The sequence below is a fragment of the Sphingobacterium sp. JB170 genome (genome assembly GCF_900163865.1).
Lineage (GTDB): Bacteria > Bacteroidota > Bacteroidia > Sphingobacteriales > Sphingobacteriaceae > Sphingobacterium.
The window spans coordinates 1-24,910 of sequence record NZ_FUKU01000048.1; the positions used below are offsets into that span (position 1 = coordinate 1).

General features: G+C 41.9%; 22 protein-coding genes. 10 read left to right on the forward strand and 12 right to left on the reverse strand.

Features of this window, described 5'->3' with window-relative positions:
- Positions 1-263: 263 nt before the first annotated feature.
- The 8 genes from FM107_RS19730 to FM107_RS19740 all read right to left on the reverse strand — a co-directional run bounded on the left by FM107_RS19730 (position 264) and on the right by FM107_RS19740 (position 10,381).
- Positions 264-491, reverse strand: a complete 228-nt coding sequence (locus FM107_RS19730; protein ID WP_218778987.1) for a hypothetical protein — start codon at positions 489-491, stop codon at positions 264-266.
- An 88-nt stretch (positions 492-579) separates the two neighbouring features.
- Positions 580-780 (reverse strand): hypothetical protein, encoded by a 201-nt coding sequence (locus tag FM107_RS19735; RefSeq protein WP_218778988.1) that lies wholly within the window; start codon positions 778-780, stop codon positions 580-582.
- 57 nt (positions 781-837) lie between these two features.
- Positions 838-1,905, reverse strand: a complete 1,068-nt coding sequence (locus FM107_RS13205) for an efflux RND transporter periplasmic adaptor subunit (RefSeq protein ID WP_256959531.1) — start codon at positions 1,903-1,905, stop codon at positions 838-840.
- 62 nt (positions 1,906-1,967) lie between these two features.
- A complete protein-coding gene (locus FM107_RS13210; protein WP_086948978.1) occupies positions 1,968-5,150 on the reverse strand; it encodes an efflux RND transporter permease subunit in 3,183 nt (1,060 codons plus the stop codon).
- Between the two features lie 9 nt (positions 5,151-5,159).
- Positions 5,160-6,545, reverse strand: a complete 1,386-nt coding sequence (locus FM107_RS13215) for a TolC family protein (RefSeq protein WP_086948979.1) — start codon at positions 6,543-6,545, stop codon at positions 5,160-5,162.
- 816 nt (positions 6,546-7,361) lie between these two features.
- Complete coding sequence (locus tag FM107_RS13225) at positions 7,362-8,768, reverse strand: sulfatase (protein WP_086948997.1); 1,407 nt, start codon at positions 8,766-8,768, stop codon at positions 7,362-7,364.
- Entirely contained in the window at positions 8,755-10,131 is a 1,377-nt protein-coding gene (locus FM107_RS13230) for a sulfatase-like hydrolase/transferase (protein WP_218778989.1), read from the reverse strand. The genes FM107_RS13225 and FM107_RS13230 overlap by 14 nt, the downstream gene beginning before the upstream one ends.
- Positions 10,049-10,381, reverse strand: coding sequence for a sulfatase-like hydrolase/transferase (locus FM107_RS19740; RefSeq protein WP_218778990.1), 333 nt, complete (start codon positions 10,379-10,381; stop codon positions 10,049-10,051). Before FM107_RS19740 ends, FM107_RS13230 begins: the two co-directional genes overlap by 83 nt.
- Positions 10,382-11,012: 631 nt before the next feature.
- On the opposite strand from FM107_RS19740, the gene FM107_RS13235 reads away from it, so the two are divergent.
- Both FM107_RS13235 and FM107_RS13240 read left to right on the forward strand, forming a co-directional pair.
- On the forward strand, positions 11,013-11,300 hold the full coding sequence (locus FM107_RS13235; protein WP_143559489.1) for a hypothetical protein: 288 nt from the start codon (positions 11,013-11,015) through the stop codon (positions 11,298-11,300).
- Between the two features lie 43 nt (positions 11,301-11,343).
- Positions 11,344-11,634: a hypothetical protein gene (locus FM107_RS13240; protein ID WP_143559490.1), complete on the forward strand. Its 291-nt coding sequence runs from the start codon at positions 11,344-11,346 to the stop codon at positions 11,632-11,634.
- A gap of 447 nt (positions 11,635-12,081) precedes the next feature.
- Here the strand turns inward: FM107_RS13240 and FM107_RS13245 are convergent, their stop codons facing one another.
- Complete coding sequence (locus tag FM107_RS13245) at positions 12,082-14,619, reverse strand: pectate lyase (protein WP_086948983.1); 2,538 nt, start codon at positions 14,617-14,619, stop codon at positions 12,082-12,084.
- Positions 14,620-15,184: 565 nt separating this feature from the next.
- Here FM107_RS13245 and FM107_RS20035 point away from each other — a divergent pair.
- The 7 genes from FM107_RS20035 to FM107_RS13270 all read left to right on the forward strand — a co-directional run bounded on the left by FM107_RS20035 (position 15,185) and on the right by FM107_RS13270 (position 20,527).
- A complete protein-coding gene (locus FM107_RS20035) occupies positions 15,185-15,331 on the forward strand; it encodes a hypothetical protein (protein ID WP_256959532.1) in 147 nt (48 codons plus the stop codon).
- Between the two features lie 173 nt (positions 15,332-15,504).
- Positions 15,505-15,702, forward strand: coding sequence for a hypothetical protein (locus FM107_RS20040; protein WP_256959533.1), 198 nt, complete (start codon positions 15,505-15,507; stop codon positions 15,700-15,702).
- Positions 15,703-15,713: 11 nt separating this feature from the next.
- The gene (locus FM107_RS20045) at positions 15,714-15,815 is read left to right on the forward strand and encodes a hypothetical protein (RefSeq protein WP_256959534.1); all 102 of its coding nucleotides are present in this window, start codon (positions 15,714-15,716) and stop codon (positions 15,813-15,815) included.
- Positions 15,816-15,985: 170 nt separating this feature from the next.
- Positions 15,986-16,669 (forward strand): hypothetical protein, encoded by a 684-nt coding sequence (locus FM107_RS13255; protein WP_143559491.1) that lies wholly within the window; start codon positions 15,986-15,988, stop codon positions 16,667-16,669.
- 7 nt (positions 16,670-16,676) lie between these two features.
- Positions 16,677-18,674, forward strand: a complete 1,998-nt coding sequence (locus FM107_RS13260; RefSeq protein WP_086948985.1) for a hypothetical protein — start codon at positions 16,677-16,679, stop codon at positions 18,672-18,674.
- A gap of 6 nt (positions 18,675-18,680) precedes the next feature.
- Positions 18,681-19,949 carry a hypothetical protein gene (locus FM107_RS13265; RefSeq protein ID WP_086948986.1) on the forward strand — a complete coding sequence of 423 codons (1,269 nt, stop codon included), beginning with the start codon at positions 18,681-18,683 and terminating at the stop codon, positions 19,947-19,949.
- Between the two features lie 221 nt (positions 19,950-20,170).
- Positions 20,171-20,527, forward strand: coding sequence for a helix-turn-helix domain-containing protein (locus FM107_RS13270; protein ID WP_086948987.1), 357 nt, complete (start codon positions 20,171-20,173; stop codon positions 20,525-20,527).
- 115 nt (positions 20,528-20,642) lie between these two features.
- Here FM107_RS13270 and FM107_RS13275 read toward each other — a convergent pair whose 3' ends face one another.
- The 3 genes from FM107_RS13275 to FM107_RS13285 all read right to left on the reverse strand — a co-directional run bounded on the left by FM107_RS13275 (position 20,643) and on the right by FM107_RS13285 (position 23,024).
- Positions 20,643-21,032: a RidA family protein gene (locus FM107_RS13275; RefSeq protein ID WP_086948988.1), complete on the reverse strand. Its 390-nt coding sequence runs from the start codon at positions 21,030-21,032 to the stop codon at positions 20,643-20,645.
- Positions 21,033-21,235: 203 nt separating this feature from the next.
- Positions 21,236-21,799 carry a Crp/Fnr family transcriptional regulator gene (locus tag FM107_RS13280; RefSeq protein ID WP_086948989.1) on the reverse strand — a complete coding sequence of 188 codons (564 nt, stop codon included), beginning with the start codon at positions 21,797-21,799 and terminating at the stop codon, positions 21,236-21,238.
- A 334-nt stretch (positions 21,800-22,133) separates the two neighbouring features.
- On the reverse strand, positions 22,134-23,024 hold the full coding sequence (locus FM107_RS13285; protein ID WP_086948990.1) for a sugar phosphate isomerase/epimerase: 891 nt from the start codon (positions 23,022-23,024) through the stop codon (positions 22,134-22,136).
- A gap of 549 nt (positions 23,025-23,573) precedes the next feature.
- Here FM107_RS13285 and FM107_RS13290 point away from each other — a divergent pair.
- Positions 23,574-24,902 (forward strand): GntP family permease, encoded by a 1,329-nt coding sequence (locus FM107_RS13290; protein WP_086948991.1) that lies wholly within the window; start codon positions 23,574-23,576, stop codon positions 24,900-24,902.
- The last annotated feature ends 8 nt before the right edge of the window (positions 24,903-24,910 follow it).

Genomic DNA, 24,910 nt, shown 5'->3' on the forward strand with positions numbered 1-24,910 from the left:
GAAACTCTCCTTAAGGTTTGAACCTAATATGTCTAATTTAGTTTGAAGACGTACAGGCCCGTTTTACACGCTGTCCAATTTAATGTTGGTAGAACTGTTGACTTATTCTAATAGATTATATTATGGAGTTGGTCTTCGAGATACACCTGTATCAAGCCATTAACATCAATTTAGTAAAGCCATTATTTCTGATGTATTGCCTAAACTTATTTGCAAATAATTTCTCCTTTGAAACTTCTTTCTTTTTCAAAATATTATCTCCTTTAATTACTTTCTCCCAATTCATTCAACGCTCTGAGTATTTCGGGATTGGTATAATCCCTGCCATCCTCCATACGGGCAATCATAACTCCACTTTTGTCAAGAACAACTGTAATAGGAATTGCTCCTCCAAGAAAATCTGACGGGATAGTTCTGGCAGGAACATATACAAGCACATCATAATTGTTCGCTTGCATAAAGGCTCCTGATTTTCCGTTTAATGTCCACATCAACCGTCAAAAACACGATATTCTCATTGCCTTTCAATGATCTTATTAAGTCGTTAATTGAGGGCATTTAGTAACTACACGGCGGACACTAGGTCGCCCAGAAATTAATAAATACAGCCTTACCTTTCAACGAGTTTAATGAAATGCTGTTACTACTTTCATCTTTGAGATTAAAAACCAGTGTTTGTTGGATATTAGACAGTAACGGCTCTTTGCCGTTGCTGTACTTACCAGTGTCCATATTTTCATCAATGCCGCTTCCAGGTATTGAACCATATGTTACTCCCATTATTACCAACAGAAAGATTAGTGCAATTAATTTTTATATACTTTTTCATAATATTTATTAATTGTTCAATTTACCTTCTTGAATTTCTTCGGAGGGTTTGAGAATGATATGGTCTTCGGGAGAAAGATTTCCAAAGACTTCTGTCAGCGTATCGATACGAACACCTTCTCTCACGGCAACCCGTTTTATTTCATTGTCATTGAGCGTGAGCACAAATGTCCCCAATTGTGTGTGCAGCACACTGTTATTCTGTACCCAATGCGACGGGCTTTTACGCTGTAACTTTAGCTTCACTTGTGCATAATCTCCTCCTTGCAATTCCCCTGACGAATTGTCCACATCAAACTCCAGCGTGAGTGAGCGATCTTGCTGATCAAGCAAACCCGATGTGCGGGAAAGTTTAGCAGCAAATATTTTGCCCGGCTGTGAGCTGACGGTAAACGTCGCTTCCATATCTTTATTTACGGATGATGCGTATTTTTCGGGTAAGGATAGGGTTAAACGCAGCTTGTTCCCTTGCGCCATCATAAATAAAGGCGTATTGTTTCCTGTTCCTGCCAATGCTCCTAAAGAGACATTTCGTTCCGTAATAACACCGTCAAACGGGGCGACAATACGGAGGTATTGTAGTAACTGGGAAGAATGTGCTGTTCCTGCTTTGGAAGCATTGTAAGCTGATTTGGCACTTTCCATCGCACCTTTTGCCCTGTCGAGTTCAATATCCGCGACTGCTCCCGTAGTTTTGGAAGCGTCGACTAACCTGCCGTACGCCTGTTCTGCATACAGGAAATCGTTATAAACTTTTTGTTCTGAGGATTTGCTCGAAAGATATTGTTGTTCCATTTCGGGAGCCTCCAATATAGCCAAAAGCTGTCCTTTACGGACGTAGTCACCTCTGTCCACGTACAATTGCTGAACAAAACTACTAACCTTGGCATACACCGATACCTGCTCATAGGGTTTCAGTTCGGCCGGGACAGAAATTTCGTACTCGGGTTTGATGAACTGTACGGAAGCCGTGGGGTAACGAACCGATTTGGCCGTCTCGGATTGCGGTTGTTCGTTTTCCTTCGCTTTTTGCGAACAGGCGGAAAGTACAAATACCAACGAGGTTACTGTAACCATTAATTTTATTGATTTTTTATTTATTGAAATGCAGTGATACATTGTATTTATTGTTTTAATGTTTATGATATCGTTTGTTTAATTGAATGCTCAACATAATGCCTGCTTTCGTTGTCATCCGGATCCAATGACGGACTAATGATCGAAGTCCTTGACATCATAGATGAGAAAAAATGCGGAACCAATAGCAGTATGGCCACTGTTGAAGCGATCAATCCACCGATAACGGCTCTACCCAGCGGTGCCACCTGTTCTCCACCATCGCCTAGGCCTAATGCCATTGGCAACATTCCGGCAAACATCGCGGCAGAAGTCATCAATACAGGTCTCATTCGGGAAGATGCTGCCAGACGTGATGCGTTCGCAGACTTAAGTGCCAATTGCTTGCGGTAGTATTCTGCCTGATTGACCAGCAATACGGCATTCGATACTGATACACCGAGCGACATAATAATACCCATATAGGATTGCAAATTCAAAGTGCTTCCCGTCAGAAAAAGCAGGGTAAGACTTCCTGCAACCACGGCAGGCAATACCGATAGGATAACCAATGGCACTTTAAAGGACTGGTAATATGCGGACAGCATCAGGAATATAGCGATAATAGCAACGCCCAAGCCGACTAAAAGACTGCCCAATGTATCGTCCAATAACTGTAATGTACCCTCTGTCCAGACCGTAGTACCACGGGGCGGTTCTCCTGCATCGATTATGGCCTGTTTAACGGCTGCGGAAGCAGTTCCCAAATCTTTCCCATACACATTGGCGATAACGGTTACATAACGATTTGGTCCTTTACGATTAACCTGTGCAGGAGCTGTTGTTCTTTTTATGGTCCCTACGTCGTCAAGAACCGGACGGAGACTTCCGGCTTTCAGGGGTAATGAACGTAGTCTTTCTTCGGATTGCATAATCCTTTCGGGTATCTGTACCTGCACCTGGAACACCAATCCCGATACCGGATCTATCCAAAGATTCTTGTCCGTAAAACGGGTGGATGATGTGGCAGTAACCAAGCTTCGGGTAATATCTTGCATCGTTAATCCGAACTGACCGGCAAGATCACGGTTTACCTCTATTTCCAATGTAGGGTAGTCAATGGGGTCTGCAATGCGGACGTCCCTTAGATAGGGAACTTCTTTCAGGTTTGCCTCAATTTTGGATGCGTGTGCATAAGCACCTTTGACCTGTCTGGAACCGACTTTGACCTCGATGGGTGTCATCGCTCCCTGCCCCATAATTTTCTCGGTCAGTTCCATTGCCTCGAAATTAAAAGCGGCTTCGGGATGGTTCTCGTTTATCATTCCCCGTACGGCTTCTTTGAAGTCTTCTATGGAGCCTTCATAAACTTCTTGATTAACAGACACCTGTAAAACCGCTTCATGGGAGGAGTTACTGAAAAGGAAAATGGGATTAATAGGTGAACCCGCTGGGTGCATCCCTACAAAAGCTGAAGTGATATTCAGACCGTTCTCAGGGAGTGCAAATTTGATATCGTTGGTTATATCTTTGACAATTTGTTCTGTTTTTTCGATCCTGCTACCTTGCGGCGCCTGTATGCGTATCTGAAAGTCTCCGCTATTGGAAACAGGCATGACATCCGTACCAACGACATTCAGTAATAATGCAACAACCCCTCCGGCAATTAAAACATACACAGCAAAAAGCGGCAGGGCTTTCATCGACCATTTACGCATACGGTAAGAATAATTTATCCGGAATTTTTCAAAGAATGCACGTTTTCTTGGCATTTTGGCTTCTTGGTTATGCTTGTTCCTCATCATCCAGTTTGCCAAAATCGGAACAAAAGTCTGTGAGGCTATAAAAGATGCTATCATCGCAAATGCCACCGCCATCGACAGAGGCATAAACATATCTTTCGGAATGCCTGTCATAATAAAGGCAGGGGTCAGCACCGCCAGAATACAAAGCAATATCAATAGCTTAGGAATTGAAATTTCATATAGCGCATCAATGATGGCTCGCGGTTTGGATTTACCCATCTCCATGTGCTGGTGAATATTTTCTATCGTAACAGTGGCTTCATCAACCAATATCCCAATGGATAACGCCAGACCGCTTAAGGTCATAATATTAATGGTTTGCCCTAAAAGGTGCAATACCGAAACGGCCGACAAAATCGCGACGGGAATGGTAAGTATAACTATAATTGCCGCACGGGTATCGCCCAAAAATAAAAATATGACCAATCCCGTAAACACAGCTCCTAACAGACCTTCCAGAATGAGATTGGATAGTGCACGTTCGATGTAGGATGATTGATCAAATTCATAGCTTACTTGTACGTCTTCGGGCAATTGATTTTTAAGCATTGGTATGGAAGCTTTCAGGTTTTCAACAGCGTCCAGTGTAGACGCATCCGCCTTTTTAATAATCGGTAGATAGACCGATCTTTTCCCATTGACCAGGGCGTATCCCACGGTTTGATCGGCTCCGTCTTCCACACGGGCTACATCGCCCACATACACGGTCCGGTTATCGTTTGTTTGTATAGGGGTTTTCAATAATTCTTCCGGTCCCTTAACAATGGAGTTTATTGGGGCCATTAGGTTCTCGTCCCCGATGCGGATATTACCTGCGGGAGATGGGAGACTGTTTTTGGTAATAGCTACCGTAATTTCTTCTGGACTTAAACCATTCGCCTGCATTGCCTCAGGATCGATGTTTACAACGATCGAACGAATATTTCCACCAAAAGGCGCCGGAGATGTAATGCCCGGGATTTCTGTAAACATGGGCCTTACCCTTGTAATAGCCAATGTTTGCAGTTCGTTTACCGAACGTCGGTCGCTTTCAAAGACCAGCTGTCCGACAGGAAGCGAGCTTCCATCAAACCTGACCACCATTGGAGGAACTGCTCCGGGCGGCAGAAAGCCCATTGCTCTGGACACCGATGTGGAAACTTCTCCGGCAGCCTGCGCCATATCGGTTCCCGGGTAAAAGGTCAATTTCATCAGGGTCAGTCCCTGTACGCTCTTAAAGTCGATGTTTTGTACACCACTCACGAACAGGAGTACTTTTTGAAACTCATTCGCCATAAATCCGTCCATATATGCTGGAGAAAGCCCTCCGTATGGCATGGCAATGTACATTGCAGGTAATTCCATTTCGGGAAATATATCTACGTTTATTTTTTTTACGGTGTTATAGGAAAAGAAGCCAATTGCCAATACGACAACCATAATCGCAATCGGTCTTCTTAACGCAAATCTTATCAGATTCATAGTTAATTTTTAAAGTTTGTTAAACAAAAAACCGAAATCGGCAGTCAGTTCCGCTTCGTCAGCAAGGAGAACCCAATAATCACGGGAGACCTCGATATGTGCATGTTCTGACTGCTCCAGCAAGATGCGAATCTGCAAGAGTTCGCTCAGTCCGATCAGACCACTTTTATATCGTGCCAAATACATTTCATAGGCATCTTCTGACTGAGTTACAGCAAGCTTTGTTTTCTGAAGTTGTTGGTATTGTTGCCTTATCTTGGTATGTGATGCGGATAAGTCAGCCTGCATCGACTGTTCGTATTGGGTTTGGAGCAATTTTGTACTTTCGGCTTTTTTAAAAAGCTGTTCGCCTTTCAGGCGGTTGGTGTGCAGACTGGTGATATTCCACGTGATACCGATACCCGCAAGAAAATTACTGGTCGTGTTGTTAAAACCGTCGTTCCATTCTCCCGACACCGTTCCGTTCGGACTGATACCCGTACCACGATAAGCATAGCCAGCCAACAAGGTCACGGACGGTAAAGTGCCTCGCTTCTGTGCCTGACCGCTTAACGTGTAATATTCGGACTGTTTGTCCAGCGCATCCAAAATTGGATGCGCGGAATTAATGAAGCTTTCGGAGTTTAAATAAATAGTGGATGGATTACTGAACCTTTCTGCAGATGCCCTATAATCAATGGTTTCATCGGCGTAGAGTTCCAACAGCTTGATCATTGAAGCACTTTTAAAACCACTCCACTTATCATTTTCGCCCATTGCCTGTATATAGGACGATGAGGCGAGCAGGCTGTCGGCAGCGGGTCTTAGTCCTGATGCGGACAATCTCGAAGTTATTTTACGAATATCATCCAAGCGTTCGGCATTTTTTTCTGCCCAATTCAGTTTGGCATCATAATATAAAAGCACAATGTACCGCTCAGATAATGTTTTCTTCAGATTGAGCAAATACGCTTCTTTTTCACTTACCGATTTATCGTATAAAGCTCGGGCAGCTTCGTTTTGCTTGCCTAACTTCCCGAAAGAAAACAGTTCCCATTCGGCATTGGCAGAACCAAAGATATTCGCAGCGGTAGAGCTACCATGGACAGCCATTGACGAACCGTTCACATTAAAAAAACCTGCCTGCGGAAAAAAAGCTCCGGCACTTCCTTCATACGTACCATAAGTGTTCTGTGCCTGTGCTTTTACTTGAGGGAGCATATTGCTTTTAACTACCAGCTCATTGAGCTTTGCGGCATCTATGGCAGTCGTTTTTACACCGATCCCCGGATAGTTCTCTTCGACTTTGGGCCATAGATTGCCCAAAGTATTCTCTTCTAGTTGCTGTGCATATAACGGAAATATGGCGGCAACGGCAAACCACAAGATTGTGATCGCCAAAATATGTTTGATCATATTACTGTACAATTTTTGTCAAGGTCATGATTGACCTCAAGTTTTTTTTATAAAGGAAACAATAGAAATTCTGCCTATTAAGCCCTATTTGGTCAACAGGAAAAAGAATTAATGGGAGAAGTGGATGAGGAGTTTCCGATATTCCAAAAAGAGTGGAATCGAACTGCGGATTTTTGTACTACCGCTATACAGTGGATGGCTATGTTCTTTGCAGACAGAGCGAAAGCTGAACAGAAAAAATAATACTGCCGTAAAAAAAACAACGGGCAGTAAATCGTTTGTATTAAATGAAAATTTTTGAACATTCTGCGCACCTGACATTTCAAATTCTGCACATCTTTCGATAGTGTTTACGGAGAAATTCGGATTGCGTTTTGCGGTATTATTTTCTGTTTGTACGGGACTACCAGCTATGGTCTTAATACTGGCCTTAACAGAACACGATGTTAACAGCATCAAAAGCATTGTTGCAAACACAGAAATGTGTCGCAAAAAAAATGTTATGCTATTAGATAATGCTTTATTCATACAGCGCAAAACTAGGGATATTAAGCAACACGTGCAAATAGCAAACCCTAATCCATGGATTATTCGGCTATATGATCTAAATTATTACATAATGCGAGTTTCGAATAATAAAAAATTCACTGTCGAGAGATGTTTTAAAATCCTTTTTAGGTCATCTAACTGTTTGATATAAAACACGCATCATCCCGTATTCAGAAATGAATCTATCAGTTGATTTGAATTCTCGCTTGCGAAGAACCAATTTAAAAGCACCGTGCCGGTATACCGGCGTTCCCTAAGTGCTGTCCCCTAGTTTCTTTTGAATGGTACATCCATCGCCATGCCTGCATCGCCCTGACCCTTCATCCATGATAAAAGGGCACTCTCCATCTCCTTTATAGTCTTTTGTTTACGCGAATCACTGGCGAGGTTTTTAAGCTCATAAGGGTCATTTTGTACATCGTAGAACTCTGTAGCTGGCCGTTTCGCAATTCGCTGGCTGAGAAATCTGGCTTGCGGATCAGTCTCGGCCTTTTCCAACCACGAAGAAAATGCTAAGTTCGGATCGTTCGGCTTCATCAAATACTTAATGTAGTAGCTGCTATCTGAATTTAAATTGAGAATCAATTTGTAACGCTCATTGCGAATGCTTCTTATTGGATAGGCCGGTCCTTCCGGGAAATTATTGTGGATGCCAAAAGCAAATTTCCGAAAAGACTTACGTTGGCCTTTGATTACCGGAAGAAAACTGCGTCCGTCGAGTCCCTTGATGGGCGTCCCTCCCGCCATATCTATTAGCGTAGGTGTAATATCTTCATACTGGACTATGGCATCCGTTTGCCTTGCCGGCGCGATCGCTGATCCCCAGCGAATGAGCATCGAACTGTGCTGTCCACTATCATATAGCGTCCACTTTGCACCCGGAAATTGAGCTCCCTGTTCTCCTAGGAATATCACGATCGTGCTTTCTAACTGCCCCATCTCTTCCAATAGTTTTAACACGTCCCCCACTTGATCGTCCAGCCTCCGCACCTCTGCGAGATATTTTGTAAAATGATCGCGGGTGCGCTGGGTATCGACCCAATGTGCGGGTAGCACTAATTTTTGCGTATCAAACTCGGACGGATCGCCCAGCGTCCATGGTGCATGGGGATTGATGCTCATTACAAAAAGGCAATACGGATCATCGTTATCAACAAAGCGTGCGATGCTATCTAAAAAATAATCGTCCGTTTTCGCCACGCAGTCCTTTTGGAAACCGGGAACAATTTGAAAGGGAAACGTTTTTTGGGGCCGGGTAACATGATCCTTCCCGCTGAGTCCAACTCGGTACCCCAGGTCCTGCAGATAGTGGGCTATACTTTTCAAACCACTGTAGACCGGTTTATGGTTTTGGTATGCGCCATGTCGAGCAGGATAAAGTCCCGTGAATAACGAAGCACGCGTGGGAACACACATTGCTTCTGAGGCAATCAAGTTATTAAATTTCAACCCTTCCCGAGCAAGCCGGTCAATATGCGGTGTTTGTATATTCTGTCCGCCATAACAGCTGAGCTGTTTGCTGTCCAAGTCGTCGGCCATAATGATAACGATATTCGGTTTATCACGATCTCCATTCGCACTCGCTACATGGCTTTGTGCGAATGACGGTACTGCTAGAAGTGCTTGTAAAAAAATCGACCAACCTACTACGATATGTTTTTTAGTTTGACGCATTTCCATTTTCCTTTTTTGCTTTCTCATAATCATAAAACCACTCCACTCCCCTAGTCCAAGGTTCAACTTGCACCCGCTCTGCCCATTTCTCGTATTGAGCGATAAGACGCTTTGCGACCACAGGCTGCACATTTATTACATTTTGTATTTCTGTTCTGTCATTTTGCACGTCATACAATTGCCAGCTCTCTTTCCATTCAGAAACGAGTTTCCATTTTCCATCCAGTACCGCCTTATTGCCTTCGTGCTCCCAGAATATAGGCTGCTTGCGTTGAAGCTGTTTCCCTTGAATAAGTGGAACAAGACTTGTGCCCTCCGTGGGAGTAATGGCGTGTCCTGCATACTGAGCCGGGTAGCTTGCTTGCCCAAGATCAACCAAGGTTGCTAATATATCGGTGATGTGGGCCGGTTGCCTTTCAAATCCCCCTTTACGCACTTGGGGTATTCCCACGGGCCAGGAAATTATTCCCGGCGAAGATATTCCTCCCTCATGCGTGTGGTGTTTATAAGCCCAAAATGGTGTGCAACCGACTTCTGCCCACCCTTGCCCTAAAAAGACTGTAGACTGCGAATCTCCAGGATTAACGCCTTCATAATGTCCCAAAAAGCCTGGCTCGGGGTTACCGCCATTGTCCGAGATAAACAGGATAACCGTATTTTCAAATACCCCGCGCTGCTTTAACCCTTGTACTAAATCTCCGATGCTTGCATCAAGCCGCGAGACAACTGCTGCATAGATAGCCATCATATGATCATAGCGTTCTTTCTGCTCATCGCTCAGTGAGTCCCATTTGGGCACTTTAGGGTTAAATGGTGGTAGCTGCCATGACGAATCTATCAACCCAAGCGCCTTTTGCTTTTGGTATCTTATTTTACGGAGCTCTTCCCAGCCTTCTAAATATTTTCCTTTGAATTTTTCGATATCCTTATGTGATGCCTGCAAGGGGAAGTGTGGAGCGTTGTGGGCAAGGTATAATAGAAATGGTTTATGAGCGTCAATCGCTTCGTCGATAAACTTTAAACCATACTGCGTCCATAGATCCGTGCTGTACCAGTCTTTGGGTAATGCCGGATCATTATTGTCCAGGCGTATTCCGTCTAAAAAAAGATGTGCTCGCTGGTGATCACCATAATAAAAGCCACCTGCCGGTGCATTTAAAGAGCGGTCGAAACCGCGTTTTGAAGGGATCACGCCGGCTGGCTGCCCGACGTGCCATTTACCGGTCATTGCGGTAAAATAACCAGTCTCATGTAGCACTTCTCCGAAAGTAACGGTCTTCTTATTTAAATGTCCCCTGTATGCGGGGTGCCGTTTCCCTCGATCGTTTGTCATATGACCAATCCCAGCTTGATGAGGATACACCCCTGTCAGCAAGGCCGCCCTCGAAGGACAGCAACGAGACGTAATTATAGAAATTCGTTAAACGGATACCGCCATTGGCTAAATTGTCTAAATTGGGTGTCGGAATCTCGCCGCCATAACAGCCAAGATCGGAAAACCACAGATCATCGGCCATCACGACCACAATATTAGGTCTTTTCTGTGCGTAATTTTGAAACGGTATTAAGGCCACCAAAACGGCTGCCAGCGCGTTTAAAATCCTGTTTTTCATTGGTTAGCATTTTGTAATGTAAAAAATATGTTTCAGGCGATTTAAAGAAACAACGTACGCGTTAGTCCGTATAAGTTATAAATATAACAATAAGTCATAAACAATACGAATGGACTTCATTTTCTCGCGCGAGACTCGGATCAAGCAGTTTATGAAATAAAGGCTGTTGCCTGAGTTACTCTAAAATCTGTAGAAAGTAGGCCTTTTTATCATCTGCCAGATTCTCATTTTCTAGCAAATCTGACCCATATTCATAGAATTCGTCTTGGAGTGATAATTCACTGTTTTTTATATTTGCCCATTCTATGAGTCAATATCTGTCCGTTCGTATAGCACGCCCCATCCTTCTCTGGGAAAACAGTTGTAGGCTTAATTCTTCTGGTGTTTTTTTACAATACCTTAAAACCCGAGGAGTCAATGGGCTCCTCTTATGGGTATATCGTGAATGGAATATGGTAACAAGTCGACGATTTTAGCACTGCACAGTCCAATGTTTGACCCGGAGATCTAATATATCGAGGCATATTTGGAAGGTGCTAAAGGTACTTAAATGCTAACCGGTAGCTTAACTCCTGTTATCCAGCCGATTTTAGAAAAAACAAATTAGGCACGCGTCGAATACCCTTCATTTGTGCCTGCTGACGTTCAGGGATCGCTCTATGTGACAAATAAAACTGTCCAGAATGCCTCCTATCTTCGCGTTCAGTCGGTCCGTCTTGCTTATGACATTCCGCTGGCAGCGAATCACATTATCAAGGCCGCCACCGTTTATATCAATGGGCAAAACTTACATACATTCACCAAATATTCGGGTGTGTATCCCGCCGTTAATGCCATTGGTAGCAATATTTTGCGTGCGGATTACAATTCTTATCAGTTGACACGCACTTTTACTGCCGGCGTAAATGTTCAGTTTTAAACCAGAAATCACAGATCGATTAAACTTTAAATGCTTATTAAATATGAATGACGATTTGAGCGATGTGGCAGAGCTGTTTCGAGAGTTTCAGAAAACCCGATATTCGAAGGAACCTTATATCGAGGGGACGTGGTTAACCAAACATCACGGAAAAGACCAACGGTCGCAAACCGTGTGGTCTGTCGCTCTCCCAACTGGCACATACACCTACCTTCCGGCGGCAGAAAATAACGATCAAAAAGTCTACAGATACGACGTGGTGGTCGCTGAAACGAATGATATATGGTCCTTACGGTCCCCGATACTCGGCGATCCTAGGGGAAAGTCACAATAATCTTTTTCAGGATAAAAATAGGAATTGGTGGGCGACCATATTTTTTAACCCAAGTGGAATAATGGGACAACTGTTTCGGATTAATTACCGGCCAACAATAGTGCCGGTCGCGTGATAAAATGACCAATTAAAGCCAAAATTTATCCGTTAAGGTGACGGAATGTAAGTAGTACTTTGAAAACAATTTATTTTTCCAACCTTGAGCTCCAAGACTTTTATTGCATTCGATCACTTGTGCTGATCTTCCTAAAAGCGCCAAACACCGCTCAGGTTTGACGCTTTTAACGGAAAATAGTTTGCAAACTATTTGTTAATTTCTTAATTAGGTATCCATTTTGCTGCACCTCGCATGTCGGTATACGGGGTGATGGTGCCTCGCGCATTGTTGGAAATAACGAGCTTTTCTACATTAAGAATTAACCCCTCAACAAAACAGCTAAAACTAACTTACAATACAGCCCCACTCAAAACGTTAACCGTGCGTCGCATGCTATCACCTTGACTATCGGATACGATAAAATCAAACGAACCAATACCAGCGCCTGCGGGGTTAAACACAGCTTTACTGCCGTTGATCTCCACATTACCATTCAATATATTTTCTATTTGAAATTGAGGATCGCTCGTAAAGCCGAGTGCGAGCTCACGCAAATCGACGACAATCTGTTTACCCAAATCAGCACTATAATGTGGCATCGACATCCACTGCAAGTAATCGTCTAATGCAGTATAGCCGTCACGATCCGAATCTTGGTTGGCATCCGAAAAGTCGCCCTTTTCTGAATGGAGGTTCGTTCCTTTGAGTTTCTCCCACCAATCTGGAAGGCCATCGTGATCACTATCCCAATTAGCCTCGCGCTTAACCTCAGGGTAATGTTCGTATCCGCCGACATCGTCTTGATGATCGGGAAAGCCCGGTTTACCCGAGATACTTCCTTTTGCGGAGTAGGTGCTGTCTAACGTCTCTTGAACGATTCGCTTATCGTGCTTATCGAGCGTAGGCTGCGTGTTGCCAACATCAGATAGGACTACTTTGTAAGCTAGGCGTGCGCTATGCGTTTTTACTTTTGGATCAAAAAACGGTTGGTTTACAAAAGTTTCATACGAGCTGGTATCGCCATTGGTGTACCGCGCTTTCCGACCTTTTTCTTGACTTTGTTCATCAAAATGCCCCGGCATTACGTTTCCTTGAAAGTAACAACGCTGCATTCCTTTCCCCACGTTCTCGTGATCGCCGATGAATGCGAAAAATTGGCTTGTCCCTGCTCCTGGTTTGTAGTAATTATTTACAAAATTCACTTCATGGGCGCCGCCGTCTGTGGCGCGAGCGCCCCAATTATACACGACATTGTTTCGAAGATCCAATTTCCCAGTGTAAAAGCCGTCGCCACTAAGACCACCGGCGAGGCTCCAGTTCCTGCCGTAACAATGTGCTAAGAGATTATGGTGAAAACTTCCGATATCGCCACCAATACTGGCTGCATATCCATGCATTTTACCTTTTTCATATTTAGTATGTCCAGCTGAATTCAAAGCCTCAGAAATTATCGTACGCTGCAACGTGATATTATGGGCTCCGCGCGAGCTAAACCCCTCATCGATCGTCCAACTAATTGAACAGTGATCAACAATACTATAATTAGCACCCGTTAGCCCCATCCCGTCGGCCGTCTTACCAGCACCTAGCCTCACCCGCAGGTTTTGCACGACTACATCATTGCCGGTAAAACCAAATGGATTGCCTCGAATACAGATCCCACCGCCGGGCGCTGTCTGCCCGGCAATGCGGACATAAGGTTCGCTAAGTACCAAGCGCGATTGAAGCTCGATAACACCCGACACGCTGAACACAATTGTGCGTGGTCCTACCCGTTTTTCAACCGCCTCGCGCAGACTCCCCGGACCGCTATCATTTAAGTTTGTCACCACGACCACCACGCCACCACGACCACCGCGCGCATAGCGCCCGTATCCTTCGGCCTGAGGGAATGCCAATTGTGCAGGACGGAAATACCATACCTCGCCTTTTGTTTTCCCTGCCCCGCTAACTTGATCGACGCGCCAGTAATAGGTAAGCATGCTGTATGTATCACTTAACGCAAAGTGATCCACTTGTTGCGATCCTTTAAACTCTGGTGAATCTGGGGTAGCTTGTGCTACAGCGAGTGAATCGGTTCCGACATATAATTCATGACGGGTAACCCCTGGCGCACCTTTCCAGCTTAGCGTAATCCCATCACTTTGCGTTTCCACATGCTCATCAGCATTTTTGGGGTACGATGAGTGCGCTAATTTCGCTGGATCTGCGGTGTTAATTTCAATACCGTTAATTATTAAATCCCTTGTCACTACGCCCGAGAGGTCGCCAGCTTCAAAGACGAGCACTACATCTTCATTCTTTTTAACGGTCAGCTGGGTATAGGCCACCGCAGCATCCACTTTTTTTAAAGCGCGTATACTTGGTATTACTTTTTGCTGATTACCATTATGCGATATAATAATTGGACTAAATGTATTTCCCTCTGGGCTATGTGGAATGTTGTGATAAGTCAAAATGCTGTTTTCGCCTTCTGGCAGCCCGCTAATGCGCATTTCAATTCTCCCACCCACTGCTGCATCTTTTAATGTCAACCCGTCAGAAATCAAACGCGCAAAATTCGGCGAGCCCATTCCTGTTTTATACCACTCGGATGCAAGTTCACCCGATGAGGAATTGATTTTAGTAAACGTTATCTCGATCCCGCTAGCAGTAAAACTATCGGTCTGACCAGGCTTCACCTTCCAGGACAAATACCCCGTCTGATTTGTTTCGGCGATTCTGCGGTTACTCTGGTCGATATCTATTTTTAATACAGGCTTCGTTTGCGATCGCCCTGCGTGCGCTAAACAAAGCAGGGTTAAAAAAACTAAATATCGAAAGCTGCTAGTAACTGATGATTTCTTACCTGTTAGTCTATATAGGAAAACTCTTTTAACTTGGATCATATTCTACGTTCGTATTCAAATATAAAAGGTATTAATCATTGTAAAATATAACATATTAACCAATGTTTGTAGGATTTAGCCTTACCCCCACATCGGATCGCATTATATCATTTTGTGGACAAGTTTAATTTTGTTTTATGCGATCCAGATTACGGAAATTTTAAAAGTGCTCTTCATTATTTTTCGGCTCGTGGGACAGTCTTCTTTCCAGCATATGCCTCTTTTTCTCTGAACGGTGCGGCCGCCAACACGAACTATATATGTTTGTCAACACGATAGAATAGTCCCGTTGGTAACGGTATTAAAAAGGCTTTATGTAAATAATGCTATTAAACACACCGCTCCTAGTCAGATCATTATTCAATTGTTGAGGAAATTGAAAATTATATTATTACCGATGAGGATGACGGCGTGGGATTTGACGTAACCAAGGCTAAAGACAATAATTCGGCAGGTTTGATTAATATTCAAACGCGAATAGGCTTTCTAAAAGGAACATTCCATTTACAATCGCAATCCCAAGTCGGAACCAGCGTAGAAATTTCGTTTTCTAAAATTAATGTTTGTGATAAAGATCACAATCACCGATGATCATCCTCTCCTGCTCGAGCGGCTGAAAAACATACTTTCGAAAGAAGATTCATTTAAAGTTGTAGGATATTTCCCTGCTGCTACGACGATGCGAACAGCTCTTCCGAATCCCCCCCGTTGATGTCCTCCTTTTGGATATGAACCTTCCAGATGCCAATAGTGTTGAGCACATAACACCGCTAAAATCGAAATATCAAAAAATGGCTATTATAATCATTAGTGTACACGACGAATACGTGGTAATCAACAGCGCATTGCTAGAGGGATCGCGGTTATGTTCCAAAAAACACCTCTGTGGAAGATATCATCACTGGTATCCATGAAATTGTCCAAGGAAAAAGGTTTCTATGCTTGCAAACCGAAAGCATTTTTGAAAAAAAGGAAAAAAATGGATTGTATAGCGTACCAAAATTAACCCATAGGGAAAAAGAAGTTCTATCAGAAGCTGCGACGAGGCCAACACAGCACAAATTGCTGAGAAGCTATTTATAAGCCCGCATACGGTGGAGAGTCTTCGCAAGAATCTGATTGAGAATTTCGGGACTAAGAACCTTAGTATTATCGTTAAACTAGCCATTGAATACGGCCTGATTTCCGCCAAGTAGGATTTGAAAGCAAAACCACTGCTTTCGGGATAACACTATTTTTTACTTTTTTTTTACCTTTGGCAAATTATTTTATTTCTATATGCACTTTTTGAACAAATTAATACGTCGAAAGTAACCAGATTTTGAAACGAGTAGCTTGTTTCATGAGATATATTAAAAATCACAAAATGAAAAATATTAAAATATTTTTTCAGCTTTTAACCCTGAGTTTCACATGCTGCTTACTCACGAGCTGCTTTGACTTTGTTGAAGACATCGACCTAAATGATAACGGATCGGGTACGATTAAGGCAACGCTGAACCTTAGTAAAAGCAGCACAAAAGTGGCTTCGCTGATGAAATTAAAAAGTGTCAATGGCATTAAAATCCCGACCAAGGAACAGATAAGATCGGAGACCGAAGATATGATTCGCATTTTAAAAAACACGGAGGGCATTAGTCAAGTACAGTATAACCTAGATTTCAAAAATTATATTGCGACTGTTTCCTGTAGCTTCACTTCAATTAATGCCTTGAATGCTTTCAGCAAGGCATTAGGAACGCATTTCAAAAGCTCACTTGGAAACAACAACAGTTATCACTACAATATAAAAGCAGGTACATTCACCCGATCATACACTTATTCAGCTTCAATAGGCAAAGAATACGCAAAAATTTCACAAAACGACAAGAAATATTTTGATGATGCATACTATACCCAAATCATTCGATTTAATAAATCTGTAAAATCTCAAATGCATACTAATGCGAAGGTATCCAGTAATGCAAAGGCTGTGTTCTTGAAACTAAAAGCAACCGATCTGGTTAGCGGAAAAGCGTCACTAGCAAATACTATTTTTTTAAACAATTAACGATAACATGAATATAAAAGTTTTAGCTTTCTTAGCGATACTGGCAATTACTACAATTACGGCAAAGGCACAGGAGTTGACCGGTAAGATACCGGCGCACGCACAACTTGTGGTTTCCATTAATAATAAAGCTATTGTAGAGCACAGCTCGATGGAGCTCCTAAACGAAACGTTAACGAAGTTAGGCGCTTTTGATCAACAGAATATCGATGAAGTAAGTTATATGCCCGAAAACCTAATGGAATCAGACATTGATCTTGATCGGCAAGCATATATATATCGAACCATTAACGATAGTTTGTATTATCTGGGGATATTGCTTCCGTTGAAAGCTAACCAACAGGTAGGTCAAAAAATGTTTTCCAAGTTTCAAGAACTACCTGAAATTAATGGATACCAACGAAGAATTTCTAGTGACGGCAAAACCCATGCTGCTTGGAATGATGAATCTTTACTCGTCTTGACGGGAGAACTACGTAGCGATTATTTTGATAATAAAGCGATAGCGAACCGCTATAATATTGAATTAGACAATGCTACAACTTCTTCACGGACTAACAATTATTCGGGCACCGACGCTTTCGTTTTGACTGATAGCACCGATGCTACCGGGATGGAAATTGACTTTGATGAGGATACGGTAACAGCCCCAGTGGATTCTGTGTTTGATTTGGAAACTGCCGCTGCAGACGCTATATCGAGTGATACCCTTGAAGATGTGGAAGATTATGTAGATGCGGCACCTGAGGAAGACGTTTCTTATCTCTGGGATAACGAGCCGGGTTCCTCCACTTTAGCGTATCAGGCTCGAGAAGCAAAAAACGACTCCATTAAGAACGAATTGCTGATAAACTGGTTATCCCAGGATTTCACAGATTATTTGGAACCAGCTGACAACCTAGCTAAAAACAAATCGATAAGACTAAAAAATAATAAACATTTAATCCGTGTATGGATCTCGAACCTAGACGAACTATATAGTGATGCACTACCCTACGACATCGTAAAAATTGCCTACGGTGTAGATATGAAAAACTTAAAATATGGTTACCAGGCCGCCACATTGGATCTAATCCAAGATAAATACAACATTAAAATACGGGGGACCGCGGAGCTTGACGCTGAAACTGCACGAATTTTCGATGGGATTTATTCTAATAAAATGAATAAAAAATTCAAAAAGTACATTCCTGAAAATCATCTTGCCTACGGATCAGTTAATATAAGTACGGAGGGATATTTGAAACAATTACCAGGATTAATCTCCCGCTGGTATGCCCCTTTGCTGGGAGAAAATGGTGAGCTTTTGAAATTGGCTGCGACAGCTGTAGAGATTGGACTAGACGAAAAGGCGATCGGGAAATTAAAGCGGGGGGACGACGTTTTCTTCCTTAACGACTTGCGGAAGGTAGAAAAGGAATATATTGCCTATGAGTACGATGAGAATTACGAATATCAAGAAGTAACAAAAACGAAAGATGAGTACGTTCCGAGCTTCCTATGGATGTTCACTTCGAAAGATCATCGATTTTTCAAAAAAATACTTGATCTAGGTATAAATAAACATGAAGTTAGTTTAGACGGCGATATTTATACCATCGAGAAGCCAAATAACATGGATCCGATCTATATCTACTTCAAGAAAGATATTGTATTTGTAGGTAGTGACGCTGAACAGATTTCTGCAATTCAAGAAAACCGCTTTAATTCCAGTAGAAATGCCAAAGTAAAGAAAGATATCTTTTCTAACCAGCTCAATTTAATAGTACACGCTGCTGAAATTCCTGACGTTGTCCGTCAACTAGAAATCCCAGTTACAGCGTCTTGGGGGCAAACCCTACAAGATCTCTCTACATATGGAGATCTTCAATTAAAATCTAACATGAAGGGGAAAAATAGCGTGTATGGCGAGCTGTCAATAGAACTTCCAAAAGCAGATAAAAATGGGCTCCAGTATGTGCTAAAACATGTTATTGAAAACCTAGATGGAACCATCGAAAAATAACTGTTAATGAAAAAGACCGCTATCATATTAGGTATACTATTAATTTTGATTTTTGGTTCTATCTGGACACTATATACTGTTCGACAACACAAAATGGACCTACAGTACGTCAGTAAATCGAGCACAAGTATTTTATCAATTGCAGTTGACGACTTGATACTTGACAACCTGTGGTATCTGTCTTCGAAACCTAAGAATTCTGCGGGCATAAAAACAGATAATGAACAGATAAAAGGCTTCATATTCGACGCCGGAATACTACTTCCGGCTCGAATATATTTATTCGGTATGCCCTCGCAGGATGGACAGTTTTATGGAATATTACCGATAAATAACTTCGATAAATGCTTTTCATTTTTCGCGAGCAATTACCCTAAGAAAATCAACTTTATCGACAAACAAAAATCAATTGTCAGTGTCAGTTTGAATAAACGACTTAAGGTGATATTTAACAATGAACATCTAGTTTATCAGGTAGATTTTGACGAGAACGAGGGATTCGGTAATCTAAAAACCTTACTAATGAAGCCTGAGGATTGGTCACAGGTCCGCACCCTTGAAGGCTTCCAGCAACTGAAATCTAAAAAACACCTCACCTACGTACAAGAAGATGGCGGATTAGAACTAGAAGCCACTGTGAAGAAAAACCTTACCGAAATTAACGGCACTTGGCAGTTAAAACAAGAACTTGGTGATGAGTTTCTTGTACGGGACATTGATACACTCCAGCAAACGTTAACATTTTGGAGCGTACTCCCGCTTCAAGAGACACCGACACTGGCACGTCTGATGCAGAAATACACCGGACTTGATGCTCAGCAGCTCGATACGAACTACGCTAATTATTTTGATTTGCAAGTAAAAAGTGATTCTGTTGTTCAAAACGATTCATCGATTACCTACGCATACGACGATGAATTCAACCCTATTGAAGAGCTCCACGTACAACACAATCATGTTCCAAACATTGTACACGTGTGGAAATGCAATGAATCCATTCAAGACTCGATGCCGGATAAAATGTTTTATAGGTTTCATAAAGAAAATATCGGCACGTATTTTCTAAATACAACGCTGGATTCTTTATCAACTCCGGTTACGAGTAAGGAAACACCTTATCCATTATATTGCTTTGTCGATTTTCGGACATGGCCAGAACAGTGGAATGTGTCTTTATTTAAGAAACTCAAAGCGCATAGTCTGAAAGCGAGAATCGGCACTAAGCAGAAAAATAAAAGCACATTATCGATAAAAGGGGAAATCCATTATCAATAAATATGCATTAATGGCCTTGCGTGAAGTAAAAGGCTGCCAATTATGTTTTACCGTACATTATTTACCTAGAAGAATGAAACGATACGCCTTGTTATTAATTTTTTCTTGGTTAACCCTTTTTCACCCGCGCGCAGCAAGAACACCCAGCGTTTGCACTCGATGTTTACAACCAATTTCTTATCTTGATCGCTCATTGTACGATACTATAAAAAATGTAAGAAATGAGCAAAATAAAAGAAACGTCTACTAATTTTGAGAATAAAAAAATCTTAGCTGAAGAATGTTCAGAGGTATATGCAGCCAATATTCTCGGAGGTCAATGGTCACTGGTAATCTGTTCGTGGCTATTGAACGGTAGAATGCGCTTTGGAGAGTTGAAAAAGTTCATACCTAATATCACAGAACGAATGCTAACCCTGCAACTGCGCAAATTAGAGTTAAACAAAATTATCACCCGGACCATCTACGCCCAGGTACCCCCGCGTGTAGAATACGAATTGACGGAAATTGGGTATGAACTAGGTCCCATCATCCGTCAAATGGAACGATGGGGAGAAAAACATAAACGTTTACTATAATCTTAACCTAACTACAATAAATAAAAGGAATATTGGACGCGAACATATTCACAAAAAACACTACGGAGGATCTAAAAAAAGGTCGTCCATAATGTTTTTTAAATTTACAGTCCCGCTATTTTACGACTGTAGCCTCCAGTTCAACCTTTAATGTTTCGAACAGTCCGGTGACCTCCAACATCGTCAACGCTTGTTTAATATTGTGTTTTGCTACCCACTCTTGAAGAATGGGAAAATTTGGCCAGAGCTCCGCAGTAGAGGTTGTATAAATATTTAAGCGTACGATGCCATCACATTGATAGCCAGATGTCGTGATTACTTCTTCTAGGTTAGCAATTGCCTGTAGCAACTGCGATTTCATATCCGCATTACTTGATATACCATCTGCATCGATAGCCGCCTGGCCCGAACAATATAACGTCCCTTCGATATTTTTTACTTCGACCGCTTGAACGTAACTACGTTCGTCTTGCCATTTCCAAGGACTAAAAGCGCTTTTTTGCATTACATTATCATTTTAAAGTTTTAAAAAATCTATGATTACAAAACTAAGCTGTATTCTCTGATCTAACTGTTGATAAAGATCACCATTATGGAGTGATCTTTATCACATGGAGTTACCATTTTCTATCGCAGCAAGATAAACTTGAGATGGGCACGATTGACTTTTCAGCGTCCGAGAGAATATTGAACAGATTATATTAATTGTTAGATCGTTAAGCGGCTTAAAGTTTCTCTCGAAACTCCTAAATACGCTGCCAGTTGCGATTTTGGCACACGTTGTACTAATGAAGGATGTATTTCAATTAGTTGCTGATAACGCTCTTTGGTATTGGAGGTAAGGGTTGAGAGTATACGTTTTTGCGCAGCAATAAATCCGAAGTAAGCTTTCTCAAGAAAAAAATGTTCTATTTGCGGCAACGTCTTACATAGCTCCTTGTAGTTTTCAAGCGTAATATAAAGAACATCCGTATTTTCAAGACATATCAAAGACATAGAAGTTTTCTGTTGGGTATAAAATGCCTCGAAATCACTTTCCCACCAGTCTTCCATCGCGAAACCAACGATATGCTCACGAGCATCTACATCGGTGTACACCAATTTTAATAATCCCCCGCACACAAAATAATGTCGAGATAAGCTCTCGCCTTCCTGGAAAATAAACTGATTCTTTTTATACGACTTCGCCCTAAATAGAGACGACACAAACTCAAATTCTTGGTCTGTTAAAGGAACAATTTTTTCAATATGATTTCTTAAAATTTCAAACATTTATTGGGGGAATAATTTATTGAAAGATACGGAAGCTAAATGAACTTAAAAAATTTCTTGGAGAGGCTTATTGTATATTGATTTTCTTTTAACGGAAGCTGACCATTGAAAATGCGTGAAACCCGGATATCAATACAACGAGTTGGATATTACGGTTCTATTTACCTTTTTAGAACGAACGGTTACCGATCGAACGTAGCTCTGAAAATAGAAAAGATACGGAGGTTAAGACCTTTCATCGATTATAACGAATAAATATATGAAAGCACAATAGGAAAAAATAATTATACGATATTAACCAATTACAACTATCTATTTAGAGTACTCGACGTATCTATTTCCTGGTGATATTTGCTTTCAAGCTATTAAAAAGGCTCAAGTGCTCTTTCATGCCTGCAATCCTGTCTGGAACTTCCTCGCCTGCTTCAAGCAATATCCATCCGCTGTAGTTGATCGTTGATAGTGAATTTAACAATTCTTGATACGGATAGTCATCAATGTTCAGTTGACGAATATGTACTGTATCTCCGATCCATTCTTTAAGCATATCAAAATTCTCTGCAAAACCAGGAGCTGCGAGATCTAATTCGTTGCTATTCCAGCATACTTTTACATTTTTCTCTGTCACTTGGTCGAAAATGGCTTTCATATTTGGAATTTCAGCGGTAATTGGTCCGTGGACTTCTACCCGAACAAGCTGTCCATAATCTTGTGCAAACTTCCCCACTTCATTGAGCGATGCAGCAATCTGGGCAATAGTTTTCTCTCTTGGAACTGTAGAAGGCAAGGTGTTTGGTTTAACTTTGATACCCGTTGCGCCAATATCTTTACAGAGTTTGATATATTCTTTTGTCTGTTCAATATTCTCCCGAAGGGCTGCCTTATCGGGACTGTGGTATTCGAAATTGGAGCCATAGCCTACGCAAGTAACAATGCTGTCAGCAAAGCGCTTTTTTACTTCTGCACGTTGTGCCGGACTTAAGCTGGTTTCCACACCGTGGGCATGTTGCGTTCGGAGCTCCACACCTAAAAGTCCTGTTTGCTCACAGTTTGCAATCAGGGTTGGTAAATCCCAGTCTCTCCCCCACTGATAGGTAACCAGACCCAACTTCATTTGCTCTTTTTTTGGAATTGAGAAAAGGGTCAAGGGGCGAACCATAGAAATACCGATACCGGCGACAAGGCTATTTTGTATAAAATCACGTCTTGATAATTTGTTTTTCATAGGAATCTGTTTAGAATAACTGGTATTTTACTAGAATTGAACAGTATACAATATTACTAAATGAAAATTGAAAAAACGTTATACTTCGTGAAGAAAATGAATCCCTTATGAGATTGGCCGAAAGGATTTTTAATATAGACGCGCTTCTATATTTGTTTATAAACGTATAGTCTTCGTAAATTTTGACCAAGGTCCTTTTGACGCTCTGGATCGTAAATCATAGACAAATTAAAAAGCTTGAATATCAATCTTTTCGTTAAATTAGTGTTCACCGGTAAAGGCCTGATCATAGTAGACAAAACTAATGGAATTATTGATAATATGTTAAGAATTTATAACGGTACGTTTTACGAACATAAGGCCATGGCCATTCAAGGGCGTATTTGGAGTTCGTGCATCACCTACGGTACTATACGTCAATAGCATTGCGCGGTATCTTGATTTTTATTTGCGCTGTTTTTTCTTAGATATTATTATATTAGAGGAAATAAGCAACCCGCATCGACCGAAAGGCGGTATTCTTAAACCTCTATAATTTATAAAAGCTAAATGGTATTTGCAATTGTATTCCTTAGTCTCGTATTGCTAATTACTTGCATAACCTATTTCAAGATCAATGCTTTTTTGTCTTTTCTTATTGTGTCAATATTGACGGCTGTTGCTTTAGGTATTCCATTAACCAGGATACCGATTACTGTCGAAAAGGGGATCGCCACTACGATGGGCGGACTGACGCTCATTATAGTGCTGGGCGCAATGCTTGGAAAGATGATTGCCGAGAGTGGCGCGGCAGAGAATATTGCATCTGTTATGGTTCGATTATTTGGTGTAAAACATCTGCAATGGGGTATGGCCTTTACGGGATTTGTCGTAGGTATTCCCTTATTTTATGGCGTTGGTTTTGTCTTGCTTGTTCCTTTAATATTTTCTATTGTTTATAAATATAAGCTGTCGGCAGTGTACATAGGTTTACCGATGCTTGCTGCCCTGTCTGTTACGCATGGTTTTATACCCCCTCACCCCTCTCCTGTTGCATTAGTTGTATTATTTGAAGCCGATATGGGATTGACCCTGATATATGGCCTGCTTGTCGCAATTCCTGCGATTATTATTGGCGGACCTGTTTTTGGACGAACCTTAGGAAAATTAAAGACAAGGAAATCTGAACTCTTTCATCCACAAGAGAATAAAGTACAGGACAACCCCTATGGCCGGCCAGGAACATGGAATAGTTTTATGACGGCTCTACTGCCTGTATTCTTGTTGATTTCCTTGACCGTACTCCCCTATGTAGTTCACCCTTCCAGTACTTTTGTTCTTGCGCTGATTGGTTTTCTTGGCTCCCCATCTGTTGTCATGCTGCTATCGATCATTTACGCCTCCTTTTCTTTAGGAATATACCAGAAACGCTCGGTAAAAGAGGTAATGGTGATTTATACGGATGCGGTAAAAGATATTGCTATGATTTTATTGATTATAGCCGGATCAGGGGTTTTTAAGGAAGTCATGGAAGAGAGTGGGACGAGTCTTCAATTGGCACAAAGCCTACAGATTCTACCTATACATCCATTAATTCTAGCGTGGATAATTACGGCTATTATTCGTGGGTGTGTGGGCTCTGCCACGGTTGCCGCCCTGACAGCAGCAAGCGTATTAATGCCCCTGCTGCGATCTACGGGGGTAGACCCCAATCTCATGGTGCTGGCGATTGGTGCAGGTAGTTTGATGTTTTCGCACGTCAACGATGCTGGCTTTTGGATGTTTAAAGAGTATTTTGGATTAACGATTAAAGATACGTTACGCTCATGGTCTACGATGGAAGCTATTGTTTCTGTCGTTGGCCTGATAGCAGTGATGTTATTATCCTTAGTTATATAATGGAATTT